This is a genomic window from Streptomyces sp. CB03234, from assembly GCF_001905885.1.
In the GTDB taxonomy this organism is placed as follows: Bacteria; Actinomycetota; Actinomycetes; order Streptomycetales; family Streptomycetaceae; genus Streptomyces.
Map to the genome: position 1 here is coordinate 87293 of NZ_LIYH01000005.1, position 17599 is coordinate 104891.

Annotated in this window: 13 protein-coding genes, 2 tRNA genes and 1 pseudogene; 7 read left to right on the forward strand and 9 right to left on the reverse strand. The window is 71.7% G+C overall.

The window, feature by feature from the left end:
* Positions 1-62: 62 nt before the first annotated feature.
* Positions 63-878 carry a YceI family protein gene (locus AMK26_RS21670; protein WP_073756393.1) on the forward strand — a complete coding sequence of 272 codons (816 nt, stop codon included), beginning with the start codon at positions 63-65 and terminating at the stop codon, positions 876-878.
* Here AMK26_RS21670 and AMK26_RS21675 read toward each other — a convergent pair.
* From AMK26_RS21675 to AMK26_RS21700, 6 genes are all read right to left on the reverse strand, one after another.
* Positions 875-1654, reverse strand: a complete 780-nt coding sequence (locus AMK26_RS21675; RefSeq protein ID WP_073756394.1) for a TetR/AcrR family transcriptional regulator — start codon at positions 1652-1654, stop codon at positions 875-877. The genes AMK26_RS21670 and AMK26_RS21675 overlap by 4 nt on opposite strands.
* 134 nt (positions 1655-1788) lie before the next feature.
* A complete protein-coding gene (locus AMK26_RS21680) occupies positions 1789-3282 on the reverse strand; it encodes an MFS transporter (protein WP_073756395.1) in 1494 nt (497 codons plus the stop codon).
* Between the two features lie 84 nt (positions 3283-3366).
* A complete protein-coding gene (locus AMK26_RS21685; RefSeq protein WP_073756396.1) occupies positions 3367-4074 on the reverse strand; it encodes a response regulator transcription factor in 708 nt (235 codons plus the stop codon).
* Between the two features lie 55 nt (positions 4075-4129).
* Complete coding sequence (locus AMK26_RS21690; protein WP_073756397.1) at positions 4130-5005, reverse strand: amidohydrolase family protein; 876 nt, start codon at positions 5003-5005, stop codon at positions 4130-4132.
* Between the two features lie 16 nt (positions 5006-5021).
* On the reverse strand, positions 5022-5882 hold the full coding sequence (locus tag AMK26_RS21695; RefSeq protein ID WP_073757039.1) for a DUF2797 domain-containing protein: 861 nt from the start codon (positions 5880-5882) through the stop codon (positions 5022-5024).
* A gap of 132 nt (positions 5883-6014) precedes the next feature.
* Positions 6015-6533, reverse strand: coding sequence for a hypothetical protein (locus AMK26_RS21700; RefSeq protein WP_073756398.1), 519 nt, complete (start codon positions 6531-6533; stop codon positions 6015-6017).
* Between the two features lie 724 nt (positions 6534-7257).
* Between AMK26_RS21700 and AMK26_RS21705 the strand changes: the two genes are divergently transcribed.
* The 4 genes and pseudogenes from AMK26_RS21705 (at position 7258) to AMK26_RS37955 (ending at position 10382) form a co-directional block, all read left to right on the forward strand.
* A complete protein-coding gene (locus AMK26_RS21705; RefSeq protein WP_241838013.1) occupies positions 7258-7641 on the forward strand; it encodes a hypothetical protein in 384 nt (127 codons plus the stop codon).
* Positions 7642-8479: 838 nt separating this feature from the next.
* A pseudogene (locus AMK26_RS21710) lies at positions 8480-9534 on the forward strand (transcriptional regulator).
* A gap of 72 nt (positions 9535-9606) precedes the next feature.
* Complete coding sequence (locus tag AMK26_RS37945) at positions 9607-10032, forward strand: hypothetical protein (RefSeq protein ID WP_073756399.1); 426 nt, start codon at positions 9607-9609, stop codon at positions 10030-10032.
* A gap of 176 nt (positions 10033-10208) precedes the next feature.
* Positions 10209-10382 (forward strand): hypothetical protein, encoded by a 174-nt coding sequence (locus AMK26_RS37955; RefSeq protein WP_241838014.1) that lies wholly within the window; start codon positions 10209-10211, stop codon positions 10380-10382.
* A 91-nt stretch (positions 10383-10473) separates the two neighbouring features.
* Here the strand turns inward: AMK26_RS37955 and AMK26_RS21725 are convergent.
* Together AMK26_RS21725 and AMK26_RS21730 are read right to left on the reverse strand one after the other, a co-directional pair.
* A tRNA-Arg gene (locus AMK26_RS21725) sits at positions 10474-10546 on the reverse strand.
* A gap of 205 nt (positions 10547-10751) precedes the next feature.
* A tRNA-Ser gene (locus AMK26_RS21730) sits at positions 10752-10845 on the reverse strand.
* A gap of 221 nt (positions 10846-11066) precedes the next feature.
* On the opposite strand from AMK26_RS21730, the gene AMK26_RS21735 reads away from it, so the two are divergent.
* Both AMK26_RS21735 and AMK26_RS21740 read left to right on the forward strand, forming a co-directional pair.
* Positions 11067-11516: an SSI family serine proteinase inhibitor gene (locus tag AMK26_RS21735; RefSeq protein ID WP_073756400.1), complete on the forward strand. Its 450-nt coding sequence runs from the start codon at positions 11067-11069 to the stop codon at positions 11514-11516.
* Positions 11517-11603: 87 nt separating this feature from the next.
* Positions 11604-15170 carry a PAS domain-containing protein gene (locus AMK26_RS21740; RefSeq protein ID WP_073756401.1) on the forward strand — a complete coding sequence of 1189 codons (3567 nt, stop codon included), beginning with the start codon at positions 11604-11606 and terminating at the stop codon, positions 15168-15170.
* A 629-nt stretch (positions 15171-15799) separates the two neighbouring features.
* On the opposite strand, the gene AMK26_RS21745 is transcribed toward AMK26_RS21740, so the two are convergent.
* Positions 15800-17449 (reverse strand): long-chain fatty acid--CoA ligase, encoded by a 1650-nt coding sequence (locus AMK26_RS21745; RefSeq protein ID WP_073756402.1) that lies wholly within the window; start codon positions 17447-17449, stop codon positions 15800-15802.
* Positions 17450-17599: the final 150 nt, after the last annotated feature.

Here is a 17599-nt window from a genome sequence, read left to right on the forward strand (position 1 = left end):
GAAAGGGGCGGCAGGCAGGGGACGGCCTGCCGCCCCGCTTTCGTACGAGGAGAGATACGGGAATGGCACTGCACGCACAGGTACGCACCCGCGACGGCTGGGCCGTCCAGCACGCCGTGGTGACCGTGACCGACATGACCGGCGCGCAGGTGCTGCGGGCCGGCGCCGACTCCGAGGGAGCCGTCGTCGCGGACACGCCCCTCGCGCCCGGACCGTACACGGTGATCGTGACGGCGGTCGGATACGCCCCGGCCGCGCGTACGGCACTCGTGGGCGCCGGCGGGCGCGCCGAGGTCGGCACGGTCGTCCTGGCGCGGGCGGGCGGCGTGGAACTCCCGCCGCCGGGCGCCTGGTCGCTGGACCCGGCGCACTCGTCCGTGGGCGCGGTCGCGCAGCACCTGGGCATCTCCAGCGTGCACGGCCGGTTCACCGACTTCGGCGGCCGGATCGAGATCTCCCCGGACCTCGGCGCCTCGCGCGTGGACGCGGTGATCTCGGCGGCGTCCATCGACACGGGCAACGCGCTGCGCGACAAGCACCTGAAGTCGCCCGACTTCCTGGACGTCGACACGTACCCGGAGATCACCTACCGCAGCCACGGCCTCAGCCCCGCGGGCCCCGACCGCTGGACCGTGCACGGCGCCCTGTCCCTCCACGGCGTCGTGCGGGACGTCGACCTCGACCTCACGTACCTCGGCACGGGGCCCGACCCGTGGGGCGGGGTGCGCGCGGCGTTCCGGGCGACGGCGGAGCTGCGCCGGGAGGACTTCGCCATGAACTACAACCAGGTCGTCCAGGCGGGCATCTCGGCGATCGGCACGACACTGCGGGTGGAGCTCGACATCCAGGCGGTGCAGGGGGAGCTTCCGCAGACCTAGGGACAGGCCCGGGTCATCGCCTCGATGCCGGCGATCAGGAGCTTCAGCCCGAAGTCGAAGTCGCGCTCGCGCATCTCCTCCACGGTGTCGCCGCCGCGGGCCTCCATCAGTTCCGTGGCGCGCCGGAAGTCCTGCTCGTACCCCGGCTGTTCGTAGATCGTGGCCATCGCCTCACGGAAGTACTCGTCCTGGCTCATGCCCGCGCTCGCGCACCGCTGCATGAACTGGCCCTCGACGGTGCCGAAGCCGTACACGAACTGGAAGACCGCCTGCGTCGCGCCCGTCTGGGCGTGCGCGGGCAGGCCCGTGTTGCCGATGACCTGCTGGACGCAGAGCGCGAACGCCATCGAGTGCGGGCCGATGTTGAGAAACCGGCCGATCAGCGGGGACACCCACGGGTGGCGGACCAGCAGGGAGCGGTAGCCGACGGCCAGCGCGCGGAGCCGGCCGCGCCAGTCGTCGCCGTCGGCGGCCGGCTCGGGCAGGTCCAGTCCCCCGAACACCGCGTCGATCGCGAGCTCCAGCAGGTCGTCCTTGGTGTCGACGTACCAGTAGACCGACATCGCCGTGACGTTCAGCTCCGCCGCGAGCCGCCGCATGGAGAACTTGGCCAGCCCCTCGGCGTCCAGCAACCGGACCGCCGCCGCGGTGATGCGGTCCCGGTCGAGGCCGGAAGGCTGCTCCGCCTTGCGGCCCGCCGACCGCGCGGCCTTGCCGCCCTCCAGCCACACGCTCGCGCGGGCCGGGTGCTTCGCGCGGTCGGCTGCCGACACCATGGGCGTTCCTCCTCGTTCCTGGCCCCCGATGCTATGCCCGCGGCCGGCAGACCCGCGGCGGCAGGCACGCGGCCGGCAGACCCGCGGCTCCCGGGCCCACCGCCGCCAGCCCGTCACTGCTGTGCCCGCCGGTGCTACGCCCGCCGCCCCTCCGCGCGCCGCAGGAGCACCGCCGCCAACAGGCCGCCGGCCAGCACCGCCACGGCGCCGACCAGCTGGCTGGTCTCCAGCCCGGTGGCGAACGCGTCGGCGATCCGGGCCTTCTCGGCCGGCCCGTCGGCCGCCGCGAGCGCGGCGGGCAGGGAAGCGGCCGATACGGAGACGAGCGCGGCGAAACGGGAGTTGAGGACCGCGCCGAGGACGGCGACGCCCAGCCCGTTGCCGAACTCGGCGAGCGTGCCGTTGATGCCGGCGCCCACGCCCGCCTTCTCCGGCGGGATCGCGCTCATGATGGCGTTGGCCATGGCGGGCATGGACAGGGCGACGCCCGCGCCCATGACGACGAGCCCGAGCAGCATGCCGCCGTACCCGTGCGTCCCGCCCAGGACGGCGATCGCGGCGAGGCCGGCGGCGACCAGGGCCATGCCGATGGCGATGGTCCAGGGCGTACCGAGCTTGGGCAGCAGCCGCGCGCCGACGCCGGTGAGGTTCAGCACGACGACGGTGAGGGCGAGCGGCGCCGTACGCAGACCCGCGTCGAGCGGACCGTACCCGAGCACGAACTGCAGGTGCTGGGTGAGCAGGAACAGCGAGCCGGTCATGCCGAAGGCGACCAGGATGGCGCCCGCGACGGCGCCGACGAACCGCTGGTTGCGGAAGAAGTGCATGTCGAGCATGGGGTACGGGGTGCGCAGCTCCCACACGGCGAAGCCGGCGAGCACGACCACGCCGATCGCGGCGGAGAGGAGCACCTGGCCGGACGTCCAGCCGTGGTCGGGGCCGGAGATGATCGCGTACACGATCGCCGTCATGCCGATGGTGGACAGCACGGCACCGAGGAGGTCGGGCCGGTCGCCCTGCTTGTGCCTGGACTCCGGTACGAGGGCGGCGACCGCGAACAGGCCGAGGACCGCGACCGGGATGTTGATCAGGAAGATCGCGCCCCACCAGAAGTGGTCGAGCACGAACCCGCCCAGCAGCGGCCCGGCCGCGAAGCCCAGCGAGCTGACCGTGGACCACAGGGCGATGGCCCTGACGCGCTCGGTGTCGTCGAAGACCTGGACGACGACCGCGAGGGTCGTGGTCATCAGCAGCGCCCCGCCGACGCCCATGCCCGCGCGGGCGGCGATCAACTGGGCGGACGACTGGGCGAGTCCGGCGGCCAGCGAGCCGATGCCGAACAGCGCGAGGCCGGTGAGCAGCATCTTCTTGCGGCCGTAGCGGTCGGCGGCGTTGCCGGCGGTGAGGAGCAGTCCGGACTGGACGAGCGAGTACGCGTTGATCATCCACTGGATGTCGGCGGTGGAGGCGTCGAGCTCCTTGGTGAGGGACGGGATCGCGACGCTGAGGACGGTGTTGTCGAGCAGCACGGTGAGCTGGGCGAGGCAGATCACGCCGAGGATCAGCCAGCGCTGCGGGTGGCCGCCGGTGGTGGGTTTCCGGTCGCTCGCGGCCGTGGTCGCCGTCATGCGAGGGGCTCCTTGTACGGTGTAAAGGGCTGATCCTGTACACCGTACAAGTGAGCGCCATACGCCGTATAACGCTTTTCGGGCCTACGCCGCCGGCTTGATCAGATAGCCCGCGCCCCGCCGGGTGTGGATCATCGGCGCCCGCCCGGCGTCGATCTTCTTCCGCAGGTACGAGATGTACAGCTCGACCACGTTGGCCCGCCCGCCGAAGTCGTAGCTCCACACCCGGTCCAGGATCTGCGCCTTGCTGAGCACCCGCCGGGGGTTGCGCATGAGGAACCGCAGCAGCTCGAACTCGGTGGCGGTCAGATGGATCCCCTGCCCGCCCCGTGACACCTCGTGGCTGTCCTCGTCGAGGATCAGGTCTCCGACGACCAGCACGGAGTCACCCCGCCCCGCCGCGGCCGGGGACCGCCGGATCAGCCGGCGCAGCCGCGCCACGACCTCCTCCAGGCCGAACGGCTTGGTGACGTAGTCGTCCCCGCCCGCTGTCAGCCCCGCGACCCGGTCCTCGACCGCGTCCCTCGCCGTGAGGAACAGCACCGGCACGTCGGCCAGTTCGCGCCGCAGCCCGCTGAGCACCGCCGGCCCGTCCCCGGCCATGTCGGGCAGCATCAGGTCCAGCACGACGGCGTCCGGCCGGAACTCCCGCGCCGAACGCACCGCCCCCGGGCCGTCCCCGGCACTGCGCACCTCCCACCCCTCGTACCGCAGGGCCATGGACAACAGCTCGGCGAGCGAGTCCTCGTCGTCCACGACGAGGACACGGACGGCACTTCCGAAGACGGTCATGCTCGGACCCTGCCGCGTACCGCTGAGAGGAGCCTTGCCGCTCCCTGTGAATCCCCTAAGAGCGCACCGGGAACAGCCGGACCCCGTTCCAGTAACACACCGCCCGCAACCAGTCCTCCCCCAGCCCGAGCCGTTCCAGCGCCTCCAGTTGGTGGAGGTACCCGTACGGGATGTTCGGGAAGTCGCTCCCCAGCAGGATCCGGTCCCCCAGGTCCAGCAACCGCCCCCGCTCCCGCACCGGGAACGGCGCCAAGCGCTCGCTGAAGTCGGTGAACGCCATCGTCGTGTCCAGCCGGACCTCCTCGTACCGCTCGGCGAGGCCGAGGAAGTCGGCGTACTCGGGCATCCCCATGTGCGCGACGATCAGCCGCAGCCGCGGATGCCGGGCGAGCAGCCGGGCGATGGGCTCGGGCCCGGTGTGCTTGCCGGGCGCGGGCCCCGAGCCGCAGTGGATCACGATCGGTACGCCGGCGTCGGCGAGCAGCCCCCAGGCACCGTCCAGCAGCGGGTCGTTCGGGTCGTACGCGCCGACGTGCAGATGTGCCTTGAACACCCGCGCACCGCCCTCGACCGCCTCCCTCACATAACCCTCCACCCCCGCCTCCGGAAAGAGCGTCGCCGTCCGAAGGCACCCCTCCACCCGGCCGGCGAACTCCGCCGCCCACCCGTTGAGCCACTCCGCCATCCCGGCCTTGTGCGGATAGACCATCGACGTGAAGCCCACGACCCCGAACTCCCGCAGCAGCTCGACCCGCCGGTCCTCCTCCTCGCGGTGCGTGATGGGCCACGGCATCCCGGTCAGCGGCCCGACCGCGTCGAAGTACGCCCACACCTTCCGCAGCACCCGCTCCGGCATGAAGTGCGTGTGCACGTCCACGAGCCCCGGCAGCCCGAGCCGCCCCCAGAACGCCCTGACGAGTCGATCGCTCATGCGGCATGCCCTCCTCTTAGAAAAGCCCGCCCTGCACCCCCGGCGGCAGAACGGTGACGGGCACGGTCGTCCCCTCCCCACTCCCGCCGGCGGCGACGAGTTCCCACCCGGTGATCAGCCGCGTATCGAGCACGAGCGCCCGCCCGTCGGGGGCCTGGAGGTGAAGATCCGGCCCGGCCGCGGCCATGAGCACGCCCTCCACACACCCGCCGTCCACCAGCTCGCTGACCACCCCGTCGATCCGGTCGACCCGCCCCAGCCCGAAGGCCTCCGCCTGGTCCACGACCCGTGGTTCCAGCCGCTCCAGCGTCTCCGCCCACCCGGGCACCTCCACGGCCCGCCGGTACAGCGCCACCACCTCCGCCGCCCGCTCCCGCTCCCCCGGCAGCCCGACGCGCGCGACACGCTTCGCGGCGTACGGGATCCGGTCGGGCACCCCCAGCGCCGTACCGAGCACCTCCTCGGTACGCCGCGCGGCCATCAGCGCCCCGCGCCCGAGCCAGCTGTACGCCACGGCCCCCTGCTCCAGCAGCCGCGCGTCCCCGCGCTCCTCCGCCGTGATCCCGACCTTGACCATGCCGGCCCCGAACCACGCGAGGTACACCCGGTACACCCTGGGATCGTCCGCCACCCCGTCCGCCGCCACGGACCCCACCCGGTCCCACCGCGCACACTCGGCACACCGCCCCCCAGTACTGCGCCCACCCACGACGGCCCCCACCGGACACGCATTCCCCCGCGCCCCGACACACCCCCGCGCCCCCACCGCCCGGAACCCGATCACCCGCCCATACCCCAACGCGCTCCTCCGCCCGCCCTCCCACACGAGCACGGGCGCACCGCCCGCCCACCTCAGCCCCACACATCGCCACGCCACCACGGCGGCACCGTACCCCGACTGGTCCACCACGTGATCGACCTCATGGAGAGGGCACACCTCAGCACCCTGTGACGCCGCCCTCCGGGAAGCCGAGAGGCCCCGGATCCCTCCGGGGCCTCTCAACCCTGCTCAGACCGAGCCGGTGCCCTTGAAGTCGTACTGGCGGACGCCCTTGCCGTCCTCGTCCCAGTTGAGCCGCAGCGCGCCGTCGGCGTACGCGCTCTTGCTGCCCACGCTCTTCTTGATGGTGGACGAGGTCCACGAACCGTTGCCGCTGCCGCTGCCGTTCATGGCCGCCAGCGCGGGCTGGATGTTGAAGTCCTTGCGGAGCAGGACGGTGTCCGGGCCCGCGTCGGAGTGGTTGAGGTACAGCCGGAAGTGGGCGCTGTCGAAGGTCTCCGACAGGTCGGTCCCGGAGTACCACGGGGGAGCGTCCCAGCTCACCGTCGCCTTGGCGTACACGTAACCACCGGACCGCGCCACGCAGTTCTTGACGGTGAAGTCCCAGTTGTCGCCCCAGGGACCGGAGTACCCCGCGTCGTCGATGGTGCTGGAGCTGCTCGTGCACTTCCAGTTCAGCGCGGACGCCGGGGCCGACCCCAGCACCGACGCGCCGACGACGGCAGCCCCGACCAGCGCGGCCGACATGACCTTCCGGCTCGCGGACGACGGCTGTGCGGGCGATGTTCGACGCAGATTCAGTTTCATTGGGTCCCCTCGTTTTGGTCATACGTTCTGCTCTGGAGGAGCAGTGATCGATCACCCTATAGCGCCTTCGCGGCTGCACATGATCCAGGCTAAGTAGCGGTGCGAGCGACGCAGTTGGCCTCGACGCCAAGAACACAAGGCCGCGGCCACCAAGCACGTCCCAGTCCGCACTCCATCCGCCCTACGGATCTCCACAAGACATCCCACCCGCAACCACCACCCTCGACCACGAGAGCGGCCCACCGCGCAGGAACCATCACGCAGGAGCACCCGCCCCCGGTGCGGCCGCAGGGCCTGATCGATCGCCGCGAGCCCCTCAGCAGCGATTCCTTCGCGCGCTGCACCACGTACTCATGAACCAGGCGCTCCACTGACCTGGCGGGGCAGAACTTCGCATCCGTGGCCGAGCCGGGTTTCCGGGCGTACGAGGACAGCACGGGAATGGGATCAGTCCCGCCGACCATGGAGCACGTACCGGTATACGGCCCAACGCCAGAGGCCCCGGACTTTTCATCCGAGGCCTCTGGCCTGCTGTGCACTCGGCAGGATCCGAACCTGCAACCTTCTGATCCGTAGCTCTGGAGAGACCGGTCATTAGAGGCTATACAGGCTGTGGGGAGGATCGTGCGGACCGGTGTTGGGCGCTGGCGGTTGCTGTACTTCGTTGCTGTACAGCACGATTCTGGCTGGGGGTGAGAGCGTGGAGCGGGAACTACTCGAACGGCTGCTGGGCGGTGACGACGAGGCGTCGTTGGCTGCTCGGGCTGCGCTCCGCGCTGGCGCTTCTCTCGTTGTCTGGGACGGCACGGTCTCCGCCGGGTCGCTCGCCAGAGTCTACGGGCGCCGGCTCAGGTACACCCTCCAGAAGGGCATCGAGACGACCGGCCTGGAGCGAGCAGTGCAACACCTCGACCGACACGGCCGACCGGTTCGAGTGGGCCAGATCAGGGCTGCCGATGGGTCCTGGACCTTCATGCTGTTTCTGGATCAGGACGGCAGCGCGCTGGTGGCATGTACCGGCGTTCGACGGACCCCGACCAAGCTCTGACATCCCCACGACCAGACGCCTGCCGAGCCCGGCACTTCCAACACGCTTTCCAGGTGTGTCAGTGGGGTCTTGGGCCGTTCATCTGCGTTCATGGGCGGCTGGCCATCTATGTCGGATCCGTTCTGGGTCTCGCCTGAACGACCGTGAACGTAGCTGAATGATAAGGAACCTGAGGCGGCTCCGACGAGGCGGGCCGACGCCTCTGGATGCTCATGGGGGAGGGCAACTATGGAGAGCGCAAGTATGTCGGCCGTGATCGCGGCTGTTGCAGCGGTGGTCGGGGGCCTTCTGACCGCGTTCGCCACACGGTCCGTGGAGCGGCTACGGCTGCGGGCCAGTCTGCTGGAGAAGGCTCAGGAGCGGCGTCTGGCCGGCATTGAGGGCTTCATGCTGGCGACGAGCCTGTGGATGGACTGGCTCACCTATCCAGGAGACAGGCTGGGAAGACAAGCAGGAGGAGCTGAACCGCCGGGTCCGGGCCCGCGACGAAAGCGTATCGGCGGCTGTTGCTCTTGGCTTCGGATGAGCTGTATCGGTGGTTGAAGGACACCTACCTGCCGCCGTTGTTGTCGCCACTGCCGGGCATCTTGTCGAGCAGCGTGGCCTCGACGGCCGGGACGCCGGTGATCAGGTCGCCGGTGAACAGCTCGTCCACGTTCATCGCGTTCTCCTCTTACGGTTGAAACGGACCCCGCGGCTGATGCTGCGGAGTTGAGCCCGTCCGGCTGCCGGCCCTTACGGAGAAGGCGACTCTCGGCGTCTGGGGCGGCCCGTAACGCACGCTGAGGCAGGTCTGCCCGTTCCCCGCGATCGCCCCTCCATGACAGCCGCGGATACCGTGGAGGGGCTGATCGACCTCGGGAGGCGGGACATGGACCCATCGCGCCGCAGTGTCCTGGGGGCCGGCCTGTTCTCCGTCGCCCTCACGATTCCCGGGTGGCCGGATGTCATCGGCCGTGCCGAAGCGGTCCAGTCCGGCCGCGCCCGCCGGATCGGCATGAACGAAGTGGACATGGTCATCGCCATGACCGAGCGCGTCTCGGAACTGGACGACCAGTTCGGCGGTCGCCACGCACGCCCCATGGCCGCCTCGTTCATGGTGAACACCGTGGCGTCCTACCTCCGGGCCGATGCCCCGGATGACGTACGGAAGGCGATGCTGTCCGCGGCCTCGGACCTGCTGTACCTGACGGGCTACATGGCCGTGGACGAGGGGCTGCACGGCCTCGCGCAGCGGTACTACGTCAAGGCGCTGGAACTGGCGGGCGCCGCCGAGGACCACCTGACCTACTGCACCACTCTGCGCGGCATGAGCGTCCAGGCGATCGACCTTCGCCAGGGGGAAAGGCCGTGGAGCTGGCAGACGCCGCAGCAGCCGCCTCCCCGAAGGCCGGGCCTCGCATGCTGGCATTCCTCGCTGGCCAGCAAGCACACGCCGCCGCGCAGACCGGCGACCGGAATCGGGCGCTGCGGTACATCCGGGAGGCCGAGACCGCCATGGACCGTGCCGAGTCGCGCGGCAAGGCGTTCGGCTCGTACGACCCGGCGTCGCTCAATTACCACATCAGCCAGGTTCGTTACGAACTCGGCGACGTCTCCGGCGCCATCGAAGCCATGCAGCAGTCCGACAAGGTGCGCTACAGCGTCTACCGCCGCGCCCGCGTCCGACACCGCGCCATGCTGGCCGAACGGCAACTGGAGATCGGCCACCTGGAAGCGGCCTGCGACACCTGGCACCAGGCGCTCGACGACTACCCCATGGTGCAGTCCGGCCGAGCCGACGACCGGGTCAGAACCATGTTCGGCCTCCTCCGGCCGCACCTGAAGAACACCACTGCGCGGGACCTCTACGACCGCGCACGAACGATCGCACCGCCTTCTCTGGTCAGCTGACCCGTGCCGTTGGCGACCTCAGCCACAGAAAGTCAGCCACGACGGCGGGTGCGCCGAACGAGCACCCGCCACGTGTGTCTCCAGCAACCACCCGCCGGCCCCAGCCACGCTTCGCGGAACTACGTAACCCCGGAGTTCGGCAAGAAGAAGCTGGTCCGGCTCGCCGCCCGTGACATCCGGGCCTTCCTCATGAAGACGGCGGCGACCTGCCAGTGCTGCGCGCAGGGGAAGGACAAGAAGCGGCCGGAGCACAAGCGGCGCTGCTGCACGCTCGGCAAGTGCTGCAAGAAGCTCCCCTCGGACCGGACCATCCGCTTCCTGCTGGTGATCCTGCGTGCCGCTCTCCAGCACGCCGTACGGGAGGACGAGCTGCCTCGCAACGTGGCCCGGAACGTGGAGCTGAGCATGGGTACCAAGCGCGAGATCGAACCGCTCACCGCTGCGGAAGGGCGTCGGCTCCTGACGGCGGCCCGCGACAACCGGCTCTGGGCCGCGTAGGGGGACGGGGAGGGGCCTCGTCTTCACGACGAAGAACGGGACTCCCATCGAGCCGCGCAACCTGAACCGGTCCTTCGAGGCCCTGTCCGCCCCGCGCCGGCGTCCGTAAGGTCCGCTTCCACGATCTGCGTCACACGTGCTCGTCCCTGCTTCACGAACAGGGTGCCGACGCCCGCATGATCATGGAGGTCCTGGGCCACAGCTCGATCCGCGTGACCATGGACATCTGTACCTTCCTGCGGCTGGACTCCCAGCGCTCCGCCTTCGACCGCGTCGGGGACGCGCTGAAGGGTGACGGCAACGGGCCGGACGGTGACGATGGTCCGGCCGGTGTCCTCGTAGCCGTCTGATCGGCTCCCGAAGGCGGTTGCCGTCAAACACTGCCGTCAAGACAAAAGCCAGAGGCCCTGTGGATCACTCCACAGGGCCTCTGGTCTGCTGTGCACTCGGCAGGATTCGAACCTGCAACCTTCTGATCCGTAGTCAGATGCTCTATCCGTTAAGCTACGAGTGCTTGTGCTTCCCGGGCTTTTCTGCCCGGTCGGCGTTGCGGGAACAACATTACATGACCTGCGCCGTGACGCGAAATCCATTAGCCGCACCCCCTCTGACCTGGGCAAATGCCGATCAGGGGCCTTCGCCGGGGGTAGCCCGTGCGGGTGAGGGGAGGCCGAGAACGGGCGAAGCCCCGGCCGTGGGGCCGGGGCTTCGGGTGGTGCTGGCGGAGGCGGAGGGATTTGAACCCTCGATGGGCTTTAAGACCCAAACCGCATTAGCAGTGCGGCGCCATAGACCGGACTAGGCGACGCCTCCAGTTGCCACACCCGCGCAGGCGCGAGTGGTGCGTGGAGATGATGACACAGTCCAAGGGGGTGTCACCAATCGCTCCCCACGGTACTAGGCGGGCGGGGCGCAGGGCAAAGGCGTTCCGGGGGCGCCAAGGGGGTCGGTTTGCGCAACGTGCCGGGGGGTGGAGCGTTAGTGGGGTGAGGGATGCCGGGCATCCCGACGGTTCCGTACCCCCAGGAGTTCGTATGCTGCGCCGCCTCGTCCTCACCTCCGCCGCGTCCCTCGCCGCGCTCGGTGCCGCCGCCCCCGCCGCCATGGCCGGGGGCGGGCCGCTGCCGCTGCCGCTGCTGGCGGGGGGGACCGACTCGTTGACCGTGACCGTGCGCGATTCGGGGAACCCGATGGCGGACGGCACCTTCGAGCTGAAGTGCGGCCTCCGGACCGCCGAGGGGAACCACCCGAAGGTGCAGGGCGCGTGCGACCGGCTCGACGAGCTGGCCGAGGAGGGCAGGGACCCGTTCGCCCCCGTGGCCAAGGACCAGATGTGCACCCAGCAGGACGGCGGCCGCGCCACCGCGCACATCACCGGGACCTGGCAGGGGCAGGACATCGACGCCCACTTCAAGCGGACCAACGGCTGCGAGATCGCCAGGTGGGACGCCCTGAAGCCGGTGCTGCCGATGGCCCGGTCGTAGAGGAACCCGCACACAACCGCCGTCGAGCCCACATCACGTGCCTTTAGACTCCCTCCAGTGACAGGCCGAGTGGGAGGAAGCGTCGTCGTGAGCAGCAGGCCATCCCGAGGCGCTGCTCGCCTCGCAGCCATACTCGACGCGCTGCCGGACGGGCTCGTACTCGTCAATTGCAACGGCACGGTCGTCAACGCCAACACCATCGCCCTCGAGATGTTCGAGACGCCCGGTACGGCACTGGTCGGGCGCGGGCTGCTCGACCTGCTGCCCGCGTTCGACTCCCGGCTGATCCCCGGCTCGATGCGCCGGCCCGAGGTCGCCGACGCGCGCGGCCGGACCAAGCCGGCCCGGATGATCGCGCGGCGTACGGACGGCGGCGAGTTCCCGGTCGAGGTGACCAGCGCGAGCCTGGAGGACGGGCGCGAGGCGTACGACTCGTACGGCAGTGCCTATACCGGCGACGAGCTGCTGATGCTCGTGGTCCGCGACCTCTCCGGGACGATCGACACCGAGGCGGAGCTGGCCCGCTCCCAGCGGCAGACCGAGATGATCCTGCGCGCCGCCTCCGAGGGCGTCGTCGGCACGGACACCGACGGGCGGATCGTGCTGGTCAACCCGGCCGCCGCCCAGATACTGGGCTGGCGGGCCAGCGACCTGGGCGGCAAGGAACTGCACCCGCTGATGCTGCACTCCCGGCCGGACGGGGAAGCCTTCCCGTTCGAGGAGTCGCCGCTGGCCGACACGCTGCGCTCCGGGCGCAAGCACCGGGTGCGCGGGCAGGTGGTGTGGGCCAAGGACGGCTCGCCGGTGCCGGTCGACCTGACGACCGCGCCGGTACGGGACGGGGACCAGCTGGTCGGCGCGGTGATGACGTTCACCGACCGGCGCCCGTACGAGGAGCAGGAGACCCGGCACACGGCCGAGGTCGCGGAACTCACGGAGCGGCACACGGCCGAGGTCGCCGAGCTGACCGAGCGGCACGCCACCGAGATGGCCGACCTCAGCGAGCGGCTCTCCGTCGAGATCGAGCGGTACGAGGAGAGGTACGCGGCGCTGGCGGCGCGGCACGCCCAGCTGACCGCCGTGCTCGGCGAGTCGCTGCGCGGCCCGCTGGAGGAGCTGCGCCGCGAGCTGGGCACGCTGGCCGCCGACCCGGCCGGTCAGCTGTGGCCCGAGGCCAACCAGGTGCTGCACCATCTGGCCGCCGGGTACGCCCGGATGACGACGCTCGTCGACAACGTGCTGGGGTACCAGCGGCTGGACGTCGGTGACGAGGAGCTGCGGAAGACGAAGGTGCTGCTCGACGCGGTCGTGGCGGCCGGTGTCGAGGGCGCGGTGGAGCTGATCGGCCCCGGGCGGGTGCAGTTCGCGGTGCACGCCCCGCCGATAGAGGCCGAGGTGGACGGGGTACGGATCTCCACCGCGCTCGCCCACCTGATCGCGGACGTCGCCGGGGTCGACTCGACCGGCAAGGCCCGGCTGGTGCCGGGCGGCGGTTACGTCGACTCGACGATCGTCGTGGCGGCGGCGCAGCGCGGTGATGTCGTACGGATCGAGGTGCGCGGGCCGTACGCAGGTGGCGACCCGGTGCACGAGCCGATCGTGCGCGGGATCGTACGGGCGCACGCCGGCGTGCTCCAGACGCACGAGGTGCCGGGGATGCCCGGCAGCGCGTACGTACTGGAGGTACCGCTGGGCGAGGGCGCGGGGACCGTGAAGCCGGGCGCCGAGTCCGTGGCTGCGGAGGCTCCTGTTGCGGTTCTGCCTGCTCAGCAGTCGGGTGACCCCTCCGGGGGCGGGACCTCCGGGGGCGGGCGGCGGCGGGCGCGGCGCGCTTCGACGGAGGCCTTCCTGGACAGCCCCGTGCAGGCCGAGGACCCGGTGGCGGCCAGGCCGACCGGGCGGCGGCGTGGGCGGCCGAGCCCGGCGGAGGCTGGGGTTCCGGCGGTCGGGGCTCCGGCGGTCGGGGCTGCGGCGGTCGAGGCTGCGGCGGTCGAGGCTGCGGCGGCTCCGGCCGAGGGGTCGGTCGTGACGGCCGCCGAGAGCGCGCAGGGCCGTGCCGCCCTCGGGCAGACGGTGCCGCCGCAGGGCGTACCCGCGGACGCGGTGCCGGTTCCGGCCGACGGGCGGCGGGCGCGGCGGGGCGGCGAGGGCGCGATGCCGGCGCTTACAGCTGCGCCGACGCATACGGCTCCTGAGCCGACGGTGGCTCCCGAGCCGGCCGGGGGACGGCGGGCCCGCCGGGCACTCGGGGCGGCACAGGACCGCACCGCACCGGCCCCCGAGGGCGGTGCCCGCACCGCGTTCGCGCTCCCGCCCGCCGCGGCGGACCGGCGCCCGGACGACGGCCGCCACGAGGCGGTACGTACGGACCCGGCGGCCGACCACACGCCGCCGCAGCCGCACCCGGTGCAGCCCGCGCCGGCGCCGGCTCCCGCTCCGGCTCCCGCGCCCACGGGGCGGCGGCGCGCGGCCCAGGAGACGACCACCGGGACGGGGACGGGGACGGGGACGGGAACCGGCTCCGTACCGCTTCCGCCGGAGGTGCCGTCCGGTGACGACACCCAGGGCGGCACCGGCGGCCAGGGGCGGGCGTTCAGCGTGCGCACCCTGGGCCAGGGCGTGCCGTTCGCCCAGCAGATCGCCCAGCAGCAGTCCTCGGGCTCCGGGCGGCGCCGCAAGCTGGCCACGCCCCCGGCTGAGGGCGAGCGGCCGGCCGCCGCCGCCCCGGAACCGGCCGCCCGGCCCCACCCCCAGCCCGCGACGCCGACGCCCCCACCGCCGCGGCTGTCCGCGCCGGCTTCGGAGGGGCGGGCGTACGAGATAGGGGCACCGGACGAGGACGCGGCCGAGGGCCCGGAGCCGTTGGACGGGCCGGGCGGAGCCATCGAGGTGGCCAACGAGCCGGCCCCGCTGCCCGTCGACGACGAGCTGCCCCCCGAGCCGCTGGACAACCCGCGCCGCCTGCTGGTGTGGCCCGCGCCGGACGTATCCACCCAGGAGGCGCTCAGCGAGCGCGGCTACCGGCCCGTCATCGTCCACTCCCGCGAGGAGGTGGACGCGCAGATCGCCGCGTTCCCGGCGGCGCTGTTCGTCGACCCGCTGACCGGGCCGATCACGCGTACCGCCCTCCAGTCGCTGCGCCAGGCGGCAGTGGCGGCCGAGGTGCCGGTGCTGCTGGCGGCGGGCCTCGGCCAGGCGACGCGGGAGGCGGCGTACGGCGCCGATCCGGCCGTACTGCTCAAGGCCCTGGCCCCCCGGGACAGCGAGCAGCACCCGTCGCGGGTCCTGCTCATCGAGGAGCAGGAGGAGATCGCGCTCGCGCTGACGGCGACGCTGGAGCGGCGCGGGATGCAGGTCGCGCGGGCGGCCACGGACAGCGAGGCGGTCACGCTGGCCGCCCAGATGCGGCCGAACCTGGTGGTGATGGACCTGATGCAGGTACGCCGCCGGCGCGCCGGGATCATCGACTGGCTGCGGGCGAACGGGCAGCTGAACCGTACGCCGCTCGTCGTCTACACCTCGGCGAGCCTCCAGCAGGCCGAGCTGCCGAAGCTGACGTCGGGCGAGACGGTGCTGTTCCTCGCGGAGCGGTCGACGAGCGCCGAGGTGCAGTCGCGGATCGTGGACCTGCTGGCGAAGATCGGTACGAACTGACGCGCCGGGGCGCCCCCGCCGAGGAGGGCCCCGCCGGGGATGGCCCCGCTGCCGAGGAGCGCCCCCGCCGGGATACGCGCCCGCCGAGGAGGGCCTCCGCCGAGAGGCGTCCCCGCCGAGAATGGCCCCGCGGGGATGCGCGCCCGCCAGGGATGCGCCCTTGCCGAGGAGGGCCTCCGCCGAGAGGCGCCCCGCCGAGAATGGCCCCGCGGGGATGCGCGCCCGCCAGGGATGCGCCCTTGCCGAGGAGCGCCGCCGCCGAGAGGCGCCCCCCGCCGAGCAGCGCCCCCGCCAGGGATGCGCCCACGCCGAGAGGCGCCCCTGCCCAAAGGCAACCCCGCCGAAAGGCAACCCCACGGAGGAGCACCCCACCGAGGAGCGCCCAGCCGAGAGGCGCCCCTGCCGAGGATGGCCCCCCGGGATGCGCCCCCGCCGAGGAGGGCCTCCGCCGAGAGGCGCCCCTGCCGAGGATGGCCCCCGGGATGCGCCCCCGCCGAAAGGCACCCCCGCCGAGGAGCACCCCCGTCGGGATACGCACCCGCCGAAAGGCACCCCCGCCGAAAGGCACCCCCGCCAAGGAGCGCGCTCGCCACCCATGCGCCCTGCCGGGCAGCGCCCCCTTAGGCGTGTCAGAGCTGCGTGACGTCCAGCTCCCCGTTCGCGTACTGCTTGCGGATGACCTTCTTGTCGAACTTCCCCACGCTCGTCTTCGGCACCGCCGGGACGATCGCCCAGCGCTCCGGGAGCTGCCACTTCGCGACCGACTCGGCGAGGAAGGCGCGCAGGCCCTCGTAGTCCACCGTGGCGCCATCCTTGAGGACCACCGTCGCCAGGGGGCGCTCGCCCCACTTCTCGTCCGGGACCGCGACGACCGCCGCCTCCGCGACCTCCGGGTGGGCCATCAGGGCGTTCTCCAGCTCCACCGAGGAGATCCACTCGCCGCCCGACTTGATGACGTCCTTCGCCCGGTCGGTCAGGGTCAGGAAGCCGTTCGGGCTGATGACGCCGACGTCGCCGGTCTTCAGCCAGCCGTCCGCCGTGAACTTGTCCTCGGGCCGCAGGGGTTCACCGGCCGCGCCGCCGTAGTAGGCGCCCGTGATCCAGGGGCCCCGTACCTCCAGTTCGCCCGCCGACTCGCCGTCCCAGGGCAGGATGTCGCCGCCGAGGCCGACGAGGCGGGCCTCGACGCCGGCCGGGAAGCGGCCCTGGGTGATGCGGTACGGCCACTCCTCCTCCGCCGAGAGGCCGGCCGGCGGGTTGGACATGGTGCCCAGCGGTGACGTCTCCGTCATGCCCCAGGCGTGGCACAGGCGCACACCGAGCTTGTCGTACGCCTCCATGAGGGACGGCGGGCAGGCCGCGCCGCCGATGGTGACGCTGGCCATCGACGAGATGTCGCGGCCGTGGGCGGTGACCTCGGCGAGGAGGCCCTGCCAGATGGTGGGGACGGCCGCCGCGTGCGTGGGCCGCTCGCGCTCGATCATCTCGGCGAGCGGGGCGGGCTGGAGGAAGCGGTCCGGCATCAGCATGTTGACGCCGGTCATGAACGTCGCGTGGGGCAGGCCCCAGGCGTTCACGTGGAACTGCGGCACCACGACGAGGGTGGTGACCTTGTCCGTCAGGCCCATCGACTCCGTCATGTTCACCTGCATGGAGTGCAGATAGATGGAGCGGTGGGAGTAGACCACGCCCTTGGGGTCGCCGGTGGTGCCGGAGGTGTAGCACATGGCGGCGGCGGAGCGTTCGTCCAGCTCGGGCCAGTCGTAGGTGGTCGGGCGGCCGGCGATGAGCTCCTCGTACTCGTGCACGCGCGGCGCGGCGCCGTCGAGGAGCGAGCGGTCGCCGGGGCCGGAGACGACGACGTGCTCGATGGTCGGCAGCTGCGGGAGGAGCGGGGCGAGGAGGGGGAGGAGGCTGCCGTTGACGATGACGACCCGGTCGGCGGCGTGGTTGACGATCCAGATCAGCTGCTCGGCGGGCAGGCGCAGGTTGAGGGTGTGCAGGACGGCGCCCATGGAGGGGATCGCCAGGTACGCCTCGACGTGGACGGCGTTGTTCCACATGAGGGTCGCGATCCGTTCGTCGCCGGTGACGCCGAGCTCGTCGCGCAGGGCTCCGGCCAGCTGGGTCGCGCGTACGCCGGTCTCCGCGAAGCTGCGGCGTTCCGGGCCGTCGGCGTCGCCGGTCCAGGTGGTGATCTGCGACTTCCCGTGGATCGTCATCCCGTGGCGGAGGATGCGGGTCACAGTCAGTGGTACGTCCTGCATGGTGCTCAGCACGGCGTCCTCCCGTTGGGCGCTACGTGACAGATAGGTGTGCAGATTCTGCGCACATACCGCGCGGTATGTCACTACCCGGGAGTAGATCGAGCTGAGCCGATCACCGCACGGTCAGCGCGCGGTCACCGTACGGATCACCGCACGGTCAGC